Here is a 19,238-nt window from a genome sequence, read left to right as displayed (position 1 = left end):
GTTACTTGCGCGGCAACTGCGCCGTCAGCGCGGTGATGGCTGCATCCAGCTGCGCATCACGGTCGCCATCGCCCAGCGGCCGGGTGACGACGATATCGACGGGGCGGGGGCGCATTTCCATGTCCTCGCCCTTCAGCGTGCGCACCCGCGCACCGGGCGTTCGCACGGTCGATCCGTCGATCAGCCGCTCGCCGCCGGTGAAGATGATCCACCCCGCCGTCGGCTGTCCCACCACCTTGCCCAGGCCCAGCGCGCGATAGCCTTCGGTAAAGTCCTCGCCATCCGAAAGCGTGCCCTCGTTGATCACCAGCACCGTCGGCAAATCAAGCGCGCGCTGCCCCAGCGCCTGCCGGCCCGGCACCGGAAAACGATCCCGCGATTCCAGCGTCAGGAAGTTGCGCCGCGAAAACGCATCCAGCGCATAGCTGTGGACATAGCCGCCGTTGTTGTTCCGGATGTCGATGACCACGCCCTCGCGGCCCTGGTTGCCGCTGTCGAGATCGAGATACAGCTGCGCCAGCGAGGCATCGCCCATGTCGGCCATATGGACATAGCCAAGCCGCCCGCCCGAAATGCGTTCGACATAGGCGCGGCGCCCCGCCACCCATTCGCGGTAACGCACGCCGGCAATGCTGCTCGCCGATACCGGCCGCACTGTCACATCGCGCTGCCCGGTCGGCGTCACCATCCCCAGCACCACCTGCCGCCCGACCTGCCGCTGCAAAAGCGCATCGATATTGGTGCCGGCGTCCACGGCCCTGCCGCCGATGCTGGCCAGCCGGTCTCCGATGCGGATCTTGCCCGAAATCCCGGCAGGGCCAAGGGCCAGCACGCTATCGACGATCAGGCCCTTGCCGTTTTCGGCTGCGGCACGGTCAAAGCCCAGCCCAAGCTGCCCGGTGCGGTCGGTCGGCGGCGCACCGGGGCCGTTCGCAGCCCGGCTGATGCCCATGTGCGATGCATTGAGCTCGCCCTGCATCAGGTTGAGGATGCGGCGCAGTTCGTCGCCATTGCGGGCGCCGGTAACCTGCGGCTGAAACCGGGCGCGGATCGCCGTCCAGTCCTTGCCGTGAAAGCCGGAATCAAAGAACTGCCGGTTCAGCGTGCCCCAGGCCTGATCGAACACAACCTGTTTTTCGGCGTCGAAATCCACGTCCATGCTGGCGGACACAGCGATGCTGCGCGGCCGCAGTGCATCGCTGGGCGTCGCCGTGATGGTGCCGCCATCCAGATAGAACAGGGTCTTGCCGTCTGCCGCCAGGGCAAAGTCCGGCTTGGGCCGCGATGTCGCCGTCAGCTGCTGCGGCACCGGCGGTTCGCTGGCGAGTTCATCCAGATTGAAGGCATAGAGATTCTCCTGGCCGCGTTCGCGCGCGCGGAACACCAGCAGCTTGCCGTCGCTGCTGATCACCGGCGCTTCGGCATTGAGGCCAAGCGGCAATATCGTCACCCGCTCGCGGATGCCCTCGAACACGATGTTGACTGGCGCCGGGGGCTTGGCCGGCCCGGCTGCGGGTTTTGCACCGGCCTTGGCGGCAGCTGCACCCGCTGGTGCGGCCGGTTTTTCGGCGCTGTCCGCCGGTTTGTCGGCCAATGTGTCGGTTGGCGCGGTGTCCGGCTTGTCCTGCGGCTGGAACAGGGCGCGAAAGGCATCCTCGCGGAACTTGGGCACCGCCGGCACAAGATCGACGCGCACGATGCGCGACGGCTCGCTGCGCTGGGCGGTGTCGAACAACAGGGCGCGGCCATCGGGCGACCAGGCCAGCATGCTGATCCGGCCATTGCCCAAAAAGCTGATAGGCCGCGCCGCGCCGCCGGCCGCCGGCACCACCATCAGGTTCACGAACGAGCGGCGGTCGCGCACTGGCACGGCAAGCCATTGCCCGTCCGGCGACCAGACCGGCCGCGTCCCGCCCTCGTCGGTTTCCAGCGCGCCGGTCATTACCACGCGGTCCGACGCGGCCTGTCCGGGGCGCGGCAGCGTCAGCACATGCAAGGCACTGTCATCGCTGACATAGGCTGCCCGTTTGCCATCGGGCGCATAGGCCAGCGCGGCGGCAAGGCCCTTTTCAGTCAATGTCTGCGACTTGCCGCTGACCAGGTCATGCTCGGCGACCAGCCGGTCCATGCCGCGTTCCGTGACATATAACAGCCGCCGCGAATCCGGCGACCAGGTCATTTCGCGTTCGGCTGTGACGCTGTTGGTGATGCGTTGCGCCGGGCCGCCGTCCTTGGTGCCGGCGGCAAACAGTTCGCCATGCGCCAGCACCGCGGCCTTGCTGCCATCGGGTGACAGTGCCAGCCGGTCGAAACTGGTCAGCGTCAGGCTGCGCGGTCCTTCGCCCGCCGGTGCGCCGCGCAGCGTGATCGGCACCTGCGCCGCCTTGCCGCTGGCAAGATCAAGCCGCCAGATGCCGAAATCCCGTTCGAACACGATGGCCGACCCGTCCTGCGCCATGGCCGGAAACAGCAGCCGGCCATCGGTGAAGCCCGTGACCTGCCGCGCCGCGCCGCCATTTGCCGGCATCATCCACAGGTTTTCCGCGCCCGACTTGTCCGACATGAAATACAGGGCGTCGCCGCCGGGGGTCCACATCGGCCACGCATGTTTGGCGCCATCGGCCAGCAACTGGCGATAGGTGCCGCTGTCCATGCTGCGCGTCCAGATCTCGTTCTCGTCGATATGGGCATGGCCATTTCGCCACCATTGGTTCTGCGCCATGCCGCTGCGCGCCACCAAGGCGATGCTGGCGCCATCAGGCGACGGTGCACCCTGCACTTCGGCCAGAAAACGCTCGGCACTGACCGGCATGGGCGTGCCGCCGCTGGCCGCGACACGGTAGATATCGGGCTGCCGGCCGACATCATGGGCGCCGGTGGTGAAATACAGATATTTGCCGTCCGCCGACCAGCCGCTGGGCTCTTCATTGGCTTCGGCAAAGCTGATCCGCCGCACTTCGCCGGTGGTCAGGTCCATCACATGTATGTTGGCATTGCCGCCCCGTGTCGAGGCAAAGGCCAGATGCTTGCCGCCGGGGGCATAGAATGGCCGGCTTTCGGTGGCGCCATCAGTGACCAGCAGCCGTGCGATGCCGCCGCTGGCCGGCACTTCCCAGATGTCCCCGCCCGAAACGAATGCGATCTGCCTGCCATCGGCAGACAGCGCCGGTTCCGCCATCGAGGGCAGGCCGGCGGCCATTGCAGGCAAGGCGGCGGATGCTGCGAGCGCAATCGCGATCGCGGTCATGGTCTTCATGCAGATATGGTCCCCGGCCAATGTGGTGGGCGGAATAGAGCCGCAATTGCCACACTTGCCAAGCGCCGTATCGCTACCCCGGGAATTCGGCTTGTTTCGGGTTTACGCACACCGGGCGCGCCGGTAAGCCTTGGCCCATGAAACGCAATGCTGGCCAGGATCCGAACGTTACCGCCCATTGGCGGCCTGCCACCCTTGCGGTGCGCGGCGGCACCATGCGCAGCGACTTTGGTGAAACCTCCGAAGCCATCTTCATGACGTCTGGCTATGCCTATGACAACGCCGAGGAAGCCGCCGCACGCTTCCGCGGCGAGCGCCCCGGCATGACCTATAGCCGGCTGCAGAACCCCACCGTCGAAATGCTCGAAAAGCGTATCGCCCTGCTCGAAGGTGCCGAGGCGGCGCGCGCCACCGCCAGCGGCATGGCGGCCATGTCCGCCATGCTACTTTCGACGCTTTCGGCTGGTGACCATCTTGTCGCAGGTCGTTCGTTGTTCGGCTCGTGCCGCGTGCTGGTCGATACCATCCTGCCGCGTTTCGGCATCGAGACGACAACGGTCGATGCCCGCGATCTCGATGCATGGGCCAAGGCGCGGCGGCCCAACACGCGCGCTTTTTTCCTGGAAACGCCGTCCAACCCCGGCCTGGAAATCTGCGATATCCGCGCCATTTCCGATATCGGCCATGATGCCGGGGCATTGGTGATGGTGGACAACGCCTTTGCCTCGCCAGTGGTGCAGCGGCCGCTGGACCACGGCGCCGATATCGTCGCCTATTCCGCTACCAAGCTGATGGACGGGCAGGGCAGGGTGCTTGCCGGCGCCGTCGTCGGCCCCGAAAAATGGATGAACGACACCTATCTTGCCTATGCACGCCACACCGGCCCCAATCTGTCGCCATTCAACGCATGGGTCGTGCTCAAAAGCCTCGAAACGCTTGATCTGCGCGTCCGCCGCGCCTGCGAAAATGCCATGGCGGTCGCGCAGTTCCTGGAATCGCGCGGCGTGCATGTGCTGTATCCCGGCCTGGCCTCGCACCCGCAGCACGCGTTGGCGATGCGGCAGATGACGCTCGGCGGCACGATCATCGCGCTGTTCCTCGATGGCGGCCGGCCACAGGCGCATGCCTTGCTCGATGCGCTGACCTTGATCGATATTTCCAACAATCTGGGCGATTCCCGCACCCTGATGACGCATCCGGCGTCCACCACCCACTTCAGCGTTTCGGCGGCGATTCAGGCCGAAATGGGCATCACCGAAGGGATGCTGCGTCTGTCCATCGGGCTGGAAGATCCGGCCGATCTCATCGACGACCTTGACCGCGCCCTGAAAATGGCAGGAATATAGCGCCATGGTGATGACCCGGATATTTCCCTTTGCAGAAACAACAGGCGGCATCACCGTTCGCGTGGCACCGCGCTATCTGCCGGAACAGTCTGATCCTGAACGGGAATATTATGTCTGGGCCTATCACGTTCGTGTCGAAAACCACGGGCCGGAACAGGTGCAATTGCTGGCCCGCCGCTGGGTCATCACCGATGGCCATGGCCGCATTGACGAAATCGAGGGCGATGGCGTCGTCGGTGTCCAGCCGGTGATCGGGTCGGGGCATGCCTATGATTATGTCTCGGGCTGCCCGCTGCCGACCCGCCATGGCGTCATGCAGGGTGTCTACTTCATGTGCGGCAACGACGGGGCGCGCTTTTCGGTCGCCATCCCGGCCTTCTCGCTGGAAATGCCCGAAAGCCGGCCCAGCGTCCATTGATGGGCGCCCCCTTTGGCCAGCTTGCTGATCGCCCATGAAACGCACCCATCTTCCCCTCAACGCGCTGCGCGTCTTTGATGCGGCTGCCCGCCACCTGAGCTTTACCAAGGCGGCCGACGAACTGGCTGTCACGCCCGCTGCCGTTGGCCAGCAGATCCGCGCGCTGGAGGACACGCTGGGTGTCGTGCTGTTCAAGCGCATGACCCGCAATCTCGAACTCACCCCCGAGGCCGAACGGGCCTTGCCCGCATTGCGCGCCGGCTTTCGCGAATTCGAGGAGGCGGTGCGCGTGCTCCAGGCCGGGCAAAGCAGCTATGTGCTGACCATTGCGGCGCCGCGCGCAGCAGTTGCCAAATGGCTCGGCGCGCGGCTTGCCGCCTATGGTGCCGCGCACCCGGAACTGCGTTTCATCCTGTCCGATGCCGATACGATCGTCGATTTCACCCAGGCCAATCTCGACCTTGCCGTGCATTTCGGTGCCGCGCCCGATGCCGAAGGCGTGCACGGCCGCACCTTGGGCGACGAAACACTGGTCATGGTCGCAGCGCACGGCGCCGACGATACGGCGCCGCGCATCGCCCATCCGCCGGGCGGCGATGCCGCCTGCGACGCCTGCACTTTCACGGTCGCCGACGCCGGGCTAGCCATCGATGCTGCCATATTGGGCCTGGGCCGTGCGCTGGTCCCGGCCCGGCTGGCGGCGTCCGACCTTTTGGCAGGGCGGCTGATCGTGCTTGGCGAACCCGTGCCCACGGATGCCAGTTGGTGGCTGTCCGCCCCCACGCCGCAATGGCGCCAGGCCAAGGTCCGCGCGCTGGTCGAATTTCTCGTCGCCGATTGAGGCGGCAGGGGCCAAAACACCATCTTGCCCGGCCAAGCGCTGCCGGGCATGGGAATCTTGTTCAACAGGGGGTCAATCACCATGCGCGCCGTTCCGTTCATTCTTGCTGCTGCTCTGTCGGCGTCTCCCGTCCAGGCCAGCGCGCCCGCCGACACGGCCATCGCTGCCGTCAGCGCCGACATGCTCAGGGCCAATGTCGAAAGGCTGGTCGGTTTCGGCACCCGCCACAGCGCGTCCGACACCAAAAGCCCCGTGCGCGGCATCGGCGCCGCGCGGCGCTGGGCGCAGGCACAGTTCCAGACCTATGGCGCCGCCTGCGGCAACTGCCTGACACTGGCGCTGCCATCCGAAATGGTGACAGGCCCGCGATTGCCGGTGCCCACCGATATCGTCGATGTGCTGGCCATCCAGAAGGGCACCGCCGATCCGAACCGCGTCATCATCATGTCGGCGCATATCGACAGCCGCAATTCCGATCCGCTGGATGCCAAGGGCGATGCACCGGGCGCCAATGACGACGGCTCGGGCACGGCGGCGGTGATCGAGGCAGCGCGCGTGCTGTCACAGCACAAATTCCCGGCCACCATCATCTATGCCGTGCTGTCCGGCGAGGAACAGGGCCTCAATGGCGGCAAGGTGCTGGCCGATTATGCCCGCGCCCAGGGCTGGGTGGTCGAGGCCGTGCTCAACAACGACATCATCGGCAATTCGCACGGCATGAGCGGCGTGCACGACAACAGCCATGTCCGCATTTTTGCCGAAGGCACCAAGGCGGTGGAAACGCCGGAACAGGCCAATCGCCGCCGCTACAACGGCGGCGAAGTCGATAGCCCGTCGCGCAACCTCGCACGCTTCATCGACACGCTGGCCGACAACAAGGTCGTCAATCTCGATGCGCGGCCGATTTATCGCACCGATCGTTTTGGCCGTGGCGGCGACCAGACCCGCATGCTCGAAGCCGGCTACCCCGCCGTGCGCATCACCGAAGCCGCCGAACATTACGACCGGCAGCACCAGAACATCCGCACCGAAGGCGGGCGCCGCTATGGCGACACCATCGACGGCGTCGATTTTGCCTATCTGGCGCAGGTCACGCGCCTCAATGTCGCTGCGCTTGCCGCTTTGGCCAGCGCGCCGATGCCGCCCGCCGGCGTGAGCGTTTCAGGCCAGGTCAGCCCAGACACCAAGGTCAGCTGGCAGCCTTCGGCAGGCGCCGCCGGCTACCGCGTCTGGTGGCGCGATACCACCGCGCCGCAATGGCAGTTCCACCGCGACGCACCAGCGGACGCAACCAACCTGACCCTGAATGGCGTCGTCATCGATGACTGGTTCTTCGGTGTGTCGGCGCTCGGCCCCGACGGCCACGAAAGCCCGGTGGTATTCCCCGGCGACGCCGGCAGCTTCATCACTGCGCCGCCCAAGTGAGGGATTCGACACAGCCCAAAGTATAATGTTTGTTCATACTCTTTAAGATTTAGTAAATATTTCTTGCCCCCTCCCGGGGCCCGGGCTTAGCGTGCCGCTCATGAACTTGAGTCGGCATCGCACTTGGTCCGGTGCTGCTGCCACGCTTGGTCGGGCCATCACTGGGAGGGGTCATTCTCATGAGGATCACACTTTCGGCCTGCCTCTTGGCGGCAGTACTTTCGAGTGCGCCGGCGCTGGCAACATCAACCGTCGGCGTCGTCGACGGCAATTGCATTTCGGTCGCCCACACCAATGGCTGCTTGTTCACCGGTAACATCGCCAACGGCACCGTTGGTGACACGCAAAGTGCTTACAATCTTTACAACGACACGCATCCGACTGCGGATCCGGATATCGTGCTGACCCATTTGTTCGATTCCAACCAGGGCGGCTTTCCCGGCAATGTCACCAACTCGGGCGGCAGTTCCGGCACTTGGTCCACGCCGGGCTTCCTGATCAACTTCATCGCGGTCAAGGCGTCCAATGCCTTTGTCCTCTACAAACTCGCGGCGCCGGCCAGTTCGGGCAACTGGGACACGTTCCAGATCCCCTTCAACCGCAACCCGCATGACCTGTCGCACCTGTCCTTCTTCGGCGCCGCAGTGCCCGAACCGGCCAGTTGGGCCATGCTGCTGACCGGCTTCGGCATGGTCGGTGCCATGCGCCGCCGCCGCCGGATGACGGTATCGGCCTGAACACCCCCTATGCGGCAATGGCCGGTGCTGCTATGCGCCGGCCATGCTGTCATTCAACGCCGTTACCGTCCGCCTTGGCGGGCGCACCATCCTTGATGGCGTTTCCGCCAGCCTGCCGCCGCGTGCATGTATCGGCTTGATCGGCCGCAACGGCGCCGGCAAATCCACCTTGATGAAGGCGATTGCCGGGCAGCTCGAACCCGACGCCGGCAGCATCGACATGCCGCGCGCCGCCCGGATGGGCTATATCGCGCAGGAGGCACCTTCGGGACAGGGCACGCCGTTCGGCACCGTGCTGGCCGCCGACACGGAACGCGCCGCGCTCATCACCGAGGAAGACGCGCTCGCCGCCAGCGGCGCCGATGGCGCCCGCCTTGCCGAAGTGCATGACCGCCTCGTCGCCATCGACGCCTATACCGCGCCGGCCCGCGCCGGGCGCATCCTCGATGGCCTGGGCTTTGATGCCGAGGCACAGCAACGCCCGCTGGACAGCTTTTCCGGCGGCTGGAAGATGCGCGTCGCGCTGGCGGCCCTGCTGTTCAGCCAGCCCGACCTGCTGCTGCTGGACGAACCATCAAACCACCTCGATCTCGAAGCGGCGATGTGGCTGGAAACCTTCCTGAAATCCTATCGCGGCACCATCCTGATCATCAGCCATGAACGCGACCTGCTCAACAATGTCGTGGACAACATCCTCCACCTCGAACAGGGCAAGGTCACGCTGTACGCCGGCAATTACGACAGTTATGAACGGCAACGCGCCGAACGCCTGGCCCAACTGGCCGCCGCGCGCGAGGCGCAAACCGCGCAGCGTGCCAAGCTGCAGGATTACATCGCCCGCAACTCCGCCCGCGCCTCCACGGCCAAACAGGCGCAAAGCCGGCAAAAGGCGCTGGCCAAGATGCAGCCCATCGCCGAAGCGGCAGTCGATCCCAGCCTGAAATTCGATTTTCCCTCGCCGCCGCCATTGAAACCGCCGCTGGTGCAACTCGACAATGCGTCGGTCGGCTATGACGGGCTGGCCATCTTGTCGGGCCTCGATCTGCGGCTCGATCCGGATGACCGGCTGGCGCTGCTCGGCCGGAACGGCAATGGCAAGACGACCTTGGCGCGGCTGCTCAGCGGGCAGTTGCCGGCCATGACCGGCTCCAAACACGCGCCCGGCAAGCTGCGCGTCGGTTATTTCACCCAATATCAGGTGGAGGAACTTGACGTCGATGACACGCCGCTGGAACACATGACCCGCTTGATGCGCGGTTCAGGCCAATCGGCGGTGCGTGCGCAGCTTGGCCGTTTCGGCTTCACCGGCGGCATGGCCGAACAAAAGGTCGGCAAAATGAGCGGCGGCGAACGCGCCCGGCTGGCGCTGGCGCTCATCACCCGCGACGCGCCGCACCTGCTCATCCTCGATGAACCTACGAACCACCTCGATGTCGATACCCGCGAGGCGCTGGTGCAGGCGCTCAACGGCTATGACGGCGCCGTCGTCGTCGTCAGCCACGACCGCCATATGATCGAAGCCAGCGCCGACCGCCTTGTGCTGGTCGATGCCGGCCGCGCCGTGGCGTTCGATGGCTCGCTGGACGATTACACCGACAGCATCCTGGGCAGCGCCCCCGCCGCCGCCAAGGCGCCTGCCGCCAAATCCGCCCCGCGCGAAGACCCCAAGGAAGCCCGCCGCCGCGCCGCTGCCCAGCGCGAAGCCACCGCCGGCCTGCGCAAGGCCCTCAAGACCGCCGAAGCCGCCATCGCCGCCCACACCGCCCGTCTGAAAGACCTCGACGCCGCCCTGTTCGACCCCAAATCCGCCGCCCCGGCAGACGCCAACAAGACCGCCAGCGCCCTGATGCAGGAACGCGGCGTGGCGGAAACCGATCTGGCCAAGGCCGAAGCCGCCTGGGTAAAGGCCAGCGAAGCACTGGAAGCGGCGGGGTAGGGGCTGGTTGCGCGGCAATCGGGCTGGCCGTTGCAATTGGCCGCTTCCGACCCAGAATCGGTCGTTCACAATTGAGCGCGGGAATGCCCGTGTTACCTATGCTGCGCGCCGCATCGGGTCCGCCTTTTGGGGATAAGGTGCAACAATCGTGCTGGCTTCGCTGCGACCGGCGAGCGTATTGGCAAAGCCATGATTGACGTCACGGTGGTGCGCTTCATCGGCGCGGACGACCAGGACCACATCGCGAAGTGTCGCGTTGTCGGGCAGCATCCAATAATGCCGGGCAATCGCTGGCGCGGGAATATTGGCGACTTCGCCCGCGTCGATCTGGGCCAGATATTGGCTGTAGCTGATCACTGCCTCTTCCTCGAAATAGCCGACGACGCGGTGCGCGGTTGCCGGGCTGACGAGGTAGAGCGCCAGAAACCCGACGTAGAATACCCATTGTACCGCGAGGATGATGAAGCGTTCGAACACCGAAGGCTGCGCAACTTCGATGAAGGTCATCAAGTGCATGCGCTCGTTCTCGGCCTCTTCCATTAGTATCCGGATCCAGCCGTTGTCGTCGCACATTCTGCGCAGACAGCGCAGATGCGTCATCGAAGCGCCAACCATGCCGGGGACCGCCGCAACGGTTTCGAGAACGATGGCACGGTGACCGTAGCGCTTGGCGAAGAAGGCATCGGCAACAGCGCGCAGGGCCTTGGTGAAGCCGAGTGCGACGCGATCGGCGACGCCGACCGGTTGGACGTGGCGGATGACATCGACGAGTTGAAGTTTGGGCGTGGCCATTTCCGAAATCTCTATTCTAGGTTGACGTTAACGTAAGCCTGCAGTCGTCGAATAGCAGTCCACCAAGTTGTCGCAGGCTGTCGTCGCTGAGGACGCACGGCAAGACGCCACATTGCGCCATGCCTCGCTGGCCGTAATGGCGATGGTCGTGGGCGCACAGCGGGGTTGTTGATCCCGACGAGGCGAACACACGAAAGAAGGCGCCAATGCTCGGCAGTGACGAGACGCTTGATGGCGGACTAGTCGATTCGATCCGGCTCAGTCCGATTGCTGCCGTGATCAGCAACCCTCGGCTGGCCGATAACCCGATCATCGCCACCAATCGCGCATTCTGTGAGCTGACGGGCTATGCGGAAAGCGAGATCATCGGACGCAACTGCAAGTTCCTCGCCGGCCCCGCAACCGAACCCTGGTTGACCGATCGCATCCGAGCTGGCGTGCGCGAGCATCGCCCGGTCCTAGTTGAAATTCTCAACTACAAGCGCTGTGGCACGCCGTTTCGCAATGCGGTGCTCGTTGCCCCCGTATTTGATGCCAATGGTGCCCTCTCGTATTTTCTCGGATCACAGGTCGAACTTGCCGAGGATGATATCGGCCCCAACAGCAACCGCCACTATTTGGCTGTTGAGCGCGTCAAGCTGCTGACCCCGCGGCAACGCGAGATCCTGCAACTGATTGCCGCTGGACACCGCACCAAACAAATCGCGTACGCCCTCACATTGAGTGAAAAGACGGTCAAGATGCACCGCTCGCTGCTGCTCGCCAACTTGCACACATCCAACGTCGCTGACGCGATCCGGATTGCCGTCGAGGCCGGACTGTAACGTCACACGGTCTAAAGACCGTATGGATTTGGGGTCAACGTGGGCCGATGTCAGCGCACGGCCACCGCCCAGAGGCGAAAACGCAAAGCGTTGCGACATCGCTCATGACCATGGTCGCAACGAACACTCGTCCGGAAGGCGAACCGAGTTCGTTGATTGAACTGAACCCGAATTGCGGGCTGCCTCGGGTTATGCCCGCTACAGGAGTAGAACATGGAAACCATTACGGCAGGCCAGTATCTGCTGGTCTATAACGCCTTTTCATTCACCTTTGCAGCTATGGCAGCCGGCACGCTGTTTTTCTGGTTTGGTCGGTCCCAGGTCGGCCACGCCTACAAGACCGCATTGACAATCACTGGACTCGTTACAGCGATTGCGGCCTATCACTACTTTCGTATCTTCGAAAGCTGGTCGGAAGCGTACGCCCTGACTGACGGCGTGATCAAATCGAGCGGTGTCGCCTTCAACGATGCATATCGCTATGTCGACTGGTTGCTGACTGTGCCATTGCTGCTGATCGAGTTGGTGCTGGTGATGAGGCTGTCGCAAAGCGAGACCGTGTCCAAGGCCACCAGCCTGGGCTTTGCCGCAGCGCTGATGATCATTCTCGGCTACCCCGGCGAAATCGCGGCGGACAATGCGACCCGCGCCTTGTGGGGCACCTTGTCGACCATCCCATTCCTCTATGTCGTCTGGCAGTTGTTCAAAGGTCTCGGCAGCGCCATCGAACGTCAGCCGGAAAGTGCTCGCGGGCTTATCAAGCAGGCCCGACTACTGACCTTTGCGTCCTGGGGCTTCTACCCGATTGTCTACATGATCCCGTACACCAGCCTGTCGGGCGGGTCGGTCGAGACGGCGGTGCAAATCGGTTACACGATTGCCGACCTCGTCGCCAAGGTTGGAGTTGGTATCCTTGTCTACATGATCGCCGTCCGCAAGTCGGCGGCTGAATATGGCGAACCCGGTAATCCGACTGTTGCCGTCGCTGCTGAGTAAGACGTCGCTAACCCGCCGGCAGGGCAGCCAAGCCCTGCCGGCGCGGTCTTGAAGGGACAACGCAGAATGTCAGCCATATCCGCCAACTATGCGCGCGCCACGCATTTTCCGGCTGGCGGGGTTCTGCTGGTAACCGCCCTATCTATCGGCCTCAATATGGCGGGCTTGATTGACCAGACGCCAATGATGACAGCGATCCTCGCGTCCTCACTGCTTGTTTTTGGTTTGCCGCACGGCAGTCTTGATCTTGCTTTGCTGCGACGCGCCGGCGCTACCGGCTCGACGGTTTGTCTCATTTTGCTATACGTTGGCTGTGCCGCCGCCATGTATCTGGTCTGGCGCCTTGCGCCAGTCCTGGCGCTTGCTGTATTTCTCGTAATGGCCGTCGCGCATTTTGCCGAAGACTGGGAGGCTTGCGGGTCGCGCTTCATTGCGACCGCCGTGGCCGCAGCAACAGTAACTGCGCCAGCATTGCTGCATCTTGCCAGTCTGCGCGCGCTGTTCACACTGCTGACCGGGGATCGCGCCGCAGCCGTCCTTGCTGATTTGTCTTTGCTTGTTGCGCCGGTCGCTTTGGCGGTGGCCTTGGTCGGCGTGGGCCTGTTATGGCAGTCAGATCGGAAAAAACTGGCTGTGCTGGCGAGTTGCGGACTTGCTGCAATGCTGCTGCTGCCCCCCATGCTCGGTTTTGCGATCTTCTTCTGTCTTGTTCATTCACCACTGCAGTTCCGGACCCAGACCGAGGCCCTGGGGTTGAAGGGCGCCCGCCAATGGCGCGGTGTCGTCGTTCCAATCAGTCTGGGCGGGCTTGGCATGGCCGGGGTTATCTTCCTGCTCCACGACGGCCCTTCGCTTACCAACAGCGTCTTTGCCGTCAGCTTCATGACATTGTCGCTGCTGACCGTTCCGCACATGATGGTCCCGATATTTGCTAACCAATTCAGCAATCGGCAGCGGCTTGGCAACACCTGATGTCAGCCACGCCCGCGCGAGTTGGCCAGTTCAACCCGACGGCCATACTCGATGCGAAGGCGCATTTCAGGCCGTCGCGAACATCCGAAACGGATCGGTTCGGCGCAAACGGTTATCATTCGACGAAGCAATCCGAACCGGCGCACCTGTGGCAGCTTTTGGCGCAAACCGACGATCAGCGCCCCCTGCCGATAATGACCGCAATGTCCCAGAATCGGTCATCCCGCCCTGAGCCTTGAAGCGGGTATCTCCCACCCCGTTGCCGACAAGCGCCGGCAGGACGCAATCCCCACCGCATTATCGCCTGCTTTCAGGCCCGGCGCTGTCCTACAGCCGGCATTTGTGCGACTTTGATGCGGTTCTTTTCCATCGCCAGAACCGCACAGGCCAGCAGTTTTTTCACCGCCCATATGCGACGTGAAAAATCTCACGAAACCGTCAACTTCGTCTACTTCCAAACCCTACAGATCGCCGAAATACACATGTTTTCAGTGTCCCGGTCGTGGCTGCTCGTCTGGCGCCAAAACTGGTCGTCCGGCCGAATTCAGGCGTCGATGGCGTCCGCATCAATGGCCGTCGCATGGCTTTGGATGAAGGCAAACCGGTGTTCGGGGTTGCGGCCCATCAGGCGCTCGACAAGGTCGGCGACTTCGGCGCGGCCGTCGGCGTGTTCGGGCAGCCGGACGCGCAGCATGGTGCGCTTGGCCGGGTCCATGGTGGTTTCCTTCAACTGCTGCGGGCTCATTTCGCCAAGGCCCTTGAACCGGCTGACCTCGATCTTGGTCCGCCCGGCAAACTGCGTTTTCATCAACTCCAGCCGATGGGCGTCGTCGCGGGCATAGGCCACCATGCCGCCCGCCGACAGCCGGTACAGCGGCGGCAGCGCCAGATACAGCCGGCCATCACGCACCAGGCCGGGCATTTCGCGGAAAAAGAATGTCATCAGCAGCGTCGCGATATGGGCGCCGTCGACATCGGCATCGGTCATGATGACGACGCGTTCATACCGCAGCGCCTCAGGAGCATATTGCGCCCGGCTGCCGCAGCCCAGCGCCAGGATCAGGTCGGCCACTTCGGAATTGGCGCCGATTTTTGCAGCGTTTGCCGATGCAACGTTCAGGATCTTGCCGCGAATCGGCAGGATCGCCTGGGTCTGGCGGTTGCGGGCATGCTTGGCGCTGCCGCCGGCGCTGTCGCCCTCGACGATGAACAATTCGGTGCCGGCCGCGTCATCCCGGGCGCAATCGGTCAGCTTGCCGGGCAGGCGCAACGATTTGCGCGATGTCGCGGTCTTGCGCTTGACCAGCGATTCCGCCCGGCGCCGCAGCCGGTCGTCCATGCGTTCCAGCACAAAGGCCAGCAACGCCTTGCCGCGCTCACCGGACCCAGTCAGCCAATGGTCGAAATGATCCTTGATGGCGTTCTCGACCAGCCGTGTTGCCTCCGGACTGGTCAGCCGGTCCTTGGTCTGGCTCTGGAACTGCGGCTCGCGGATGAACAGCGACAGCATCATCTCGGCGCCCGAAAACACGTCCTCGCCGGCCAGCTCGCCAGCCTTTTTGTTGCCCGACATGACGGCGAAATTCTTCAGGCCCCTGGTCAACGCGGTGCGAAGCCCGGTTTCATGCGTGCCGCCATCGGGGGTTGGGATGGTGTTGCAGTAAAAACTGGCCGACCCCTCGCCATATTGGGGCCAGGCGCAGGCCCATTCGACCGCGCCCTTGTTGTCGGGCAAATCGGCGCGGCCGGCGAACAAATCGGGTGTCACCAGGTCGCGGCCATCCAGCCGTTCCTTGAGATGGTCGGCCAGCCCGCCCGGAAACTGGAACACGGCCGTGTCGGGTGTGTCACCATCGGCGATATGCGATTTCCAGCGAATCTCGACACCGCCGAACAGATAGGCCTTGGACCGCGCCAGTTTGTACAGGCGGGAAGGGCGGAACCGCGCCTCGGCACCGAAAATCTCGGCATCGGGGTGGAACCGCACAGTCGTGCCGCGCCGGCCCGTCACTGGTCCCAGTTTTTCAACCGGTCCCAGCGAAAACCCCCGGCTGAAACGCTGGCGAAACAATTCCTTGCCCCGCGCCACCTCGACCGACATTTCGTCGGACAGGGCGTTGACCACCGAAATGCCGACCCCGTGCAGGCCGCCCGATGTCGCATAGGCCTTGCCGCTGAACTTGCCGCCGGAATGCAGCATGGTCATGATGACTTCCAGCGCCGACTTGTCCGGAAAGCGCGGGTGCGGATCGGTGGGAATGCCGCGACCATTGTCGGTGATGGTCAGGCTGCCATCGGCCTCCAGCGTCACCTCGATGCGGTTGGCATGACCGGCAACGGCCTCATCCATGGCATTGTCGAGCACTTCGGCCGCCAGATGGTGCAGCGCGCGTTCGTCGGTGCCGCCGATGTACATGCCGGGGCGGCGGCGCACCGGCTCCAGCCCCTCCAGTACCTCGATATGGCTGGCATCATAATCGGAAGGAGACGCCGTGGCGGCGAACAGGTCGGACATGGCGCTTGTATAGGCGGCAGCGCGGGCGGGAACAACTGGGGAACGGCGCAGCGCGCACGATCGGCTGCGGAGTTTTTTTGTTAAATTCCACTTTTGCCGCATTGCAACATCGATTGGTGCAGTGCAATATCTGCGCTGCCGTAATGGCAATCCTCCCCAAGGATAAACTTCAAAGCGGCCGGTGACACGTTCACCGGCCGCTCTTTTCTGTGGGTTGTCCCATGTCCCTGATGGCCTTCACGCCCGATGTCCTGCCTTAAAGTTGGGCAGGCCCGCCTTGAAATCGGGCGCCCATACCGCAGTGCAGCGCGTTTCCCCTGTTGGGCGCGATTTGGCACGGTCTTTGCTTGAGTGGATTGCGAGGGGGCCGATCATTCCGGCCACTAGGCAAGGGAGACGGATTGATGACACGACGCTTGGGCAAGATTTCGCTGGCGGTTTCCGGGCTGGCTCTCGCTGGTTCTGCGATGGCGCAGGACGCCGCCGCGCCGCCGGCCCTGTCGCCGGCGCTGGCTGGTCCGCTCACCTACAACCCCGATCCGATCAATTTCGAAATGCCGCTGCTCGGCAAGGTCTATGTCACCGGCATCGGCAGTGGCCTTGTCGGCGCGCAATCGAACAGCGTGCCCGGCACCGCCAAGACGTTCGGTGATGTATCCAACGCCCAAATCATCGTTCAAAAGCCCGAAGGCGTGTTCCAGTTCCTGGTGCAGGCCGGCCTTTATAACCATGGAACGCTCGGCACGCCTTTGCTGCGCTCCACCACCTATACCGCCAACACGCACGGCGTCGTGCCGCAGGCGTGGATTAAGCTGGCGCCGTCCGCCAATTTCAACATTCAGGCCGGTATCCTTCCAACTTTGATCGGGCTTGAGACGCCGTTCACCTTTCAGAACATGAACATCGATCGTGGCATTTTGTGGGGCCAGGAAAATGTGCTGACTCGCGGCGTGCAGGCCAATGCCACACTCGGCAAGCTGGCGTTGTCGGTTGCACTGACCGACGGCTTTTTCTCGGGCAAGTATAACTGGCTCAGCGGCGCCGCGACCTACAGCTTCGACAGCTCCAACATCCTCAGCGTGATTGTCGGCGGCGCGCTGTCCAAGAACACGAAATCGGCCTTTGTGACGCCGGTGCTGCAGAACAACTCGTTCATCGCCAACGTGATCTACACCTACACCAGCGGGCCGCTGCTGTTGCAGCCGTATTTCCAGTACACCAAAATCCCCAGCCTGGCGTTCCTGGGCACGACCAAGACCGAAACCTGGTCCGGTGCGCTGCTCGCCCGCTACACGATCAGCGAGAATTTCAGCCTGCCGGTGCGTTTCGAATATGTCGATTCGACCGGCTCGGCGGCGCAAGGTTCGGCCAGTCCGCTCTATGGTGCCGGCAGCAACGCCTTCACCTTCACGATCACGCCGACCTACACGTTCAGCCGCTTCTTCATCCGGCCGGAGTTCTCCGTGGTGAAGGCCAGCAAGATCACGCTCGGCTCGGCCTTCGGCTCGGATGGTCGCGCGACGTCGCAGGTGCGCGGCCGGCTGGAATTCGGCGTGATGTTCTAGGGGTCTGTCCGATCGGGAGCTGCCTGCTGCGGCCAATGCCGGCGCGCAGGCAGCGCCAATCGCGAGCGGAGTAGCGGACGGGCAAATTCGGCCGTAGAATCCGCCTCCTGCAAGGGCCTCGGGCCGTTATGCTGGTTTGCCATCCGTTTCGGTTGCCGGCGTGAAATCTGTGTGCTTTGCGAATGAAATCGTCACGCACACACCCTTGGCCGGCGCAGATATTACCCTGACCTTGGCTCCGGCGTTCTGCTCCAGCGATCGAACGATGATGGCACTGAGCTTGCCCGGACGCGGCCATACATCGTTTTCGGAAAGACCCACGCCGTCGTCGGCGATGGTGATGTGGCAGCCCTCGTCGTCGATGAGGCTGTGAAGCTTGATGACGCCGCCCTTGCCTTCGATAAAGGCATGCTTGAGCGAATTGGTCAGCACCTCGTTGACGACCAGGCCGGCCGGCATCGCGAGATTGATCGAGACGGGCCAGGTGTCGATCTTGGTGTCGAGCCGGATACCTTCGACGGCATGAGCCTGCATGACGCTGGAGGCGATCTGTCCAAGATATCCGCCGAGGTCGATCTGGTCATTGGTCCTGTCGGTTGACAAGGCGTCGTAAAGTGCCGCCAGCGCATTGATCCGGCCGGCGAGACGCTCGAAGCGTTCACCATGTTCGTCATCCGGCAAGGTGCGTGTTTCAAGCCGGATCAGGGCCGTTATCATCTGGAGGTTGTTCTTGACGCGGTGCTGCAACTCCTTGAGCAGCGTGTCCTTGCTGCGCAGTGCGGCAGCATGGTCTGGTTCGCTATCAGCTTTGCGAACCCTGCCCATCGCCACCAGCCGGTAGACCGCCTCGCCGTCATCATTCTCGATCGTGTTCGACCAAACATCGACGTTAATCGACTCTGAGCCACTGTTGATGGTGAACTCGCCGATATATTCGGACTCATGCTCGACTGCTTCGCGCAGCAACCGATCATCCCCTTCGGCGGTTGCAACTCCGCTCAGCAGCCGCCAGCTCTTGCCCTCAATGGCCAAGGCGTCGCGCCCTGTTAGCAACTGAAATTGCAAATTGGCATAGGTCACTGTTTCGAAGGGATGAAGCGCCGATACGGCAATGGCTACTGGCAAGTTATCGAGAAAATGCCGGTAACGATCATCGTCGAGAATGCCGCTCAAGTCCGGCGTTTCAAGCAAGGCATCGACCTGCCGGGACTCGTCTGACGTCATTCCAGTTCCTCTCGACACCAGGCTGTGTACCGCATTTCGGGGCGGTTGCACTACAGGCGGTGCAAGACGGCGATACTCCGTGTGATATGAACGAGATGATGGCTTGTCTCGGCAGGCTCATGACCTGCCGGGGCTTCGGTGGGGAGTGCTCCGCACCCCCCACACGCTGTTACGCGCTGTAGTACATGTCGAATTCCACCGGCGCCGGGGTCATTTCCCAACGCTGCACATCGTGCATCTTCAGCTCGATGTACGAATCGATCTGGTCATCGGTGAACACGCCGCCCTTGGTGAACACTGCGCGGCTCTTGTCGAGCGCCGCCAGGGCTTCACGCAGCGATGCACAAACGGTGGGCACCTTCTTCAACTCGCGCGGCGGCAGGTCATACAG

General features: G+C 63.4%; 14 protein-coding genes and 1 pseudogene. 10 read left to right on the top strand and 5 right to left on the bottom strand.

Annotated features, from left to right (window positions below):
* Position 1: 1 nt before the first annotated feature.
* Positions 2–3,256 (bottom strand): S41 family peptidase, encoded by a 3,255-nt coding sequence (locus tag RMQ73_RS07020; RefSeq protein ID WP_310497376.1) that lies wholly within the window; start codon positions 3,254–3,256, stop codon positions 2–4.
* Between the two features lie 137 nt (positions 3,257–3,393).
* Between RMQ73_RS07020 and metZ the strand changes: the two genes are divergently transcribed.
* The 6 genes from metZ to RMQ73_RS06990 all read left to right on the top strand — a co-directional run bounded on the left by metZ (position 3,394) and on the right by RMQ73_RS06990 (position 9,959).
* Positions 3,394–4,602 carry an O-succinylhomoserine sulfhydrylase gene (gene metZ, locus RMQ73_RS07015; protein WP_310497375.1) on the top strand — a complete coding sequence of 403 codons (1,209 nt, stop codon included), beginning with the start codon at positions 3,394–3,396 and terminating at the stop codon, positions 4,600–4,602.
* 10 nt (positions 4,603–4,612) lie between these two features.
* On the top strand, positions 4,613–5,020 hold the full coding sequence (gene apaG, locus RMQ73_RS07010; protein WP_310497374.1) for a Co2+/Mg2+ efflux protein ApaG: 408 nt from the start codon (positions 4,613–4,615) through the stop codon (positions 5,018–5,020).
* A gap of 34 nt (positions 5,021–5,054) precedes the next feature.
* The gene (locus RMQ73_RS07005; RefSeq protein ID WP_310497373.1) at positions 5,055–5,861 is read left to right on the top strand and encodes a LysR family transcriptional regulator; all 807 of its coding nucleotides are present in this window, start codon (positions 5,055–5,057) and stop codon (positions 5,859–5,861) included.
* Positions 5,862–5,942: 81 nt separating this feature from the next.
* Positions 5,943–7,286, top strand: coding sequence for a M28 family metallopeptidase (locus tag RMQ73_RS07000; protein ID WP_310497372.1), 1,344 nt, complete (start codon positions 5,943–5,945; stop codon positions 7,284–7,286).
* Between the two features lie 179 nt (positions 7,287–7,465).
* Entirely contained in the window at positions 7,466–8,023 is a 558-nt protein-coding gene (locus RMQ73_RS06995; RefSeq protein ID WP_310497371.1) for a PEPxxWA-CTERM sorting domain-containing protein, read from the top strand.
* A 43-nt stretch (positions 8,024–8,066) separates the two neighbouring features.
* Positions 8,067–9,959: an ABC-F family ATP-binding cassette domain-containing protein gene (locus RMQ73_RS06990; protein ID WP_310497370.1), complete on the top strand. Its 1,893-nt coding sequence runs from the start codon at positions 8,067–8,069 to the stop codon at positions 9,957–9,959.
* A 96-nt stretch (positions 9,960–10,055) separates the two neighbouring features.
* Here RMQ73_RS06990 and RMQ73_RS06985 read toward each other — a convergent pair whose 3' ends face one another.
* The gene (locus tag RMQ73_RS06985; RefSeq protein ID WP_310497369.1) at positions 10,056–10,751 is read right to left on the bottom strand and encodes an alternative oxidase; all 696 of its coding nucleotides are present in this window, start codon (positions 10,749–10,751) and stop codon (positions 10,056–10,058) included.
* A 206-nt stretch (positions 10,752–10,957) separates the two neighbouring features.
* Here RMQ73_RS06985 and RMQ73_RS06980 point away from each other — a divergent pair, with 206 nt between their 5' ends.
* From RMQ73_RS06980 to RMQ73_RS06970, 3 genes are all read left to right on the top strand, one after another.
* Complete coding sequence (locus tag RMQ73_RS06980) at positions 10,958–11,575, top strand: LuxR C-terminal-related transcriptional regulator (RefSeq protein WP_310497368.1); 618 nt, start codon at positions 10,958–10,960, stop codon at positions 11,573–11,575.
* A gap of 213 nt (positions 11,576–11,788) precedes the next feature.
* Positions 11,789–12,571, top strand: coding sequence for a bacteriorhodopsin-like (locus tag RMQ73_RS06975; RefSeq protein ID WP_310497367.1), 783 nt, complete (start codon positions 11,789–11,791; stop codon positions 12,569–12,571).
* A gap of 66 nt (positions 12,572–12,637) precedes the next feature.
* Positions 12,638–13,543, top strand: coding sequence for a Brp/Blh family beta-carotene 15,15'-dioxygenase (locus RMQ73_RS06970; protein ID WP_310497366.1), 906 nt, complete (start codon positions 12,638–12,640; stop codon positions 13,541–13,543).
* 544 nt (positions 13,544–14,087) lie between these two features.
* Here RMQ73_RS06970 and parE read toward each other — a convergent pair.
* Complete coding sequence (gene parE / locus RMQ73_RS06965) at positions 14,088–16,058, bottom strand: DNA topoisomerase IV subunit B (RefSeq protein ID WP_310497365.1); 1,971 nt, start codon at positions 16,056–16,058, stop codon at positions 14,088–14,090.
* 404 nt (positions 16,059–16,462) lie between these two features.
* On the opposite strand from parE, the gene RMQ73_RS06960 reads away from it, so the two are divergent.
* Positions 16,463–17,623, top strand: a complete 1,161-nt coding sequence (locus RMQ73_RS06960) for an outer membrane beta-barrel protein (protein WP_310497364.1) — start codon at positions 16,463–16,465, stop codon at positions 17,621–17,623.
* 126 nt (positions 17,624–17,749) lie between these two features.
* Here RMQ73_RS06960 and RMQ73_RS06955 read toward each other — a convergent pair whose 3' ends face one another.
* Positions 17,750–18,847 carry a histidine kinase dimerization/phosphoacceptor domain -containing protein gene (locus RMQ73_RS06955; protein ID WP_310497363.1) on the bottom strand — a complete coding sequence of 366 codons (1,098 nt, stop codon included), beginning with the start codon at positions 18,845–18,847 and terminating at the stop codon, positions 17,750–17,752.
* 169 nt (positions 18,848–19,016) lie between these two features.
* A pseudogene (gene glnA / locus RMQ73_RS06950) lies at positions 19,017–19,238 on the bottom strand (glutamine synthetase); the annotation flags it as partial.

This window comes from Sandarakinorhabdus sp., from assembly GCF_031430775.1.
In the GTDB taxonomy this organism is placed as follows: domain Bacteria; phylum Pseudomonadota; class Alphaproteobacteria; order Sphingomonadales; family Sphingomonadaceae; genus Sandarakinorhabdus.
The sequence above is the reverse complement of the archived record's forward strand: the minus strand, read 5'-3'. Positions and strand labels throughout refer to the sequence as shown.

Coding starts and splice junctions, on each gene's coding strand:
- RMQ73_RS07005 (WP_310497373.1), top strand. CDS start 5,055: ATGAAACGCACCCATCTTCCCCTCAACGCGCTGCGCGTCTTTGATGCG.
- apaG (WP_310497374.1), top strand. CDS start 4,613: ATGACCCGGATATTTCCCTTTGCAGAAACAACAGGCGGCATCACCGTT.
- RMQ73_RS06960 (WP_310497364.1), top strand. CDS start 16,463: ATGACACGACGCTTGGGCAAGATTTCGCTGGCGGTTTCCGGGCTGGCT.
- RMQ73_RS06955 (WP_310497363.1), bottom strand. CDS start 18,847: ATGACGTCAGACGAGTCCCGGCAGGTCGATGCCTTGCTTGAAACGCCG.
- RMQ73_RS06990 (WP_310497370.1), top strand. CDS start 8,067: ATGCTGTCATTCAACGCCGTTACCGTCCGCCTTGGCGGGCGCACCATC.
- RMQ73_RS06975 (WP_310497367.1), top strand. CDS start 11,789: ATGGAAACCATTACGGCAGGCCAGTATCTGCTGGTCTATAACGCCTTT.
- RMQ73_RS06980 (WP_310497368.1), top strand. CDS start 10,958: ATGCTCGGCAGTGACGAGACGCTTGATGGCGGACTAGTCGATTCGATC.
- parE (WP_310497365.1), bottom strand. CDS start 16,058: ATGTCCGACCTGTTCGCCGCCACGGCGTCTCCTTCCGATTATGATGCC.
- RMQ73_RS07020 (WP_310497376.1), bottom strand. CDS start 3,256: ATGAAGACCATGACCGCGATCGCGATTGCGCTCGCAGCATCCGCCGCC.
- RMQ73_RS06970 (WP_310497366.1), top strand. CDS start 12,638: ATGTCAGCCATATCCGCCAACTATGCGCGCGCCACGCATTTTCCGGCT.
- RMQ73_RS07000 (WP_310497372.1), top strand. CDS start 5,943: ATGCGCGCCGTTCCGTTCATTCTTGCTGCTGCTCTGTCGGCGTCTCCC.
- RMQ73_RS06995 (WP_310497371.1), top strand. CDS start 7,466: ATGAGGATCACACTTTCGGCCTGCCTCTTGGCGGCAGTACTTTCGAGT.
- RMQ73_RS06985 (WP_310497369.1), bottom strand. CDS start 10,751: ATGGCCACGCCCAAACTTCAACTCGTCGATGTCATCCGCCACGTCCAA.
- metZ (WP_310497375.1), top strand. CDS start 3,394: ATGAAACGCAATGCTGGCCAGGATCCGAACGTTACCGCCCATTGGCGG.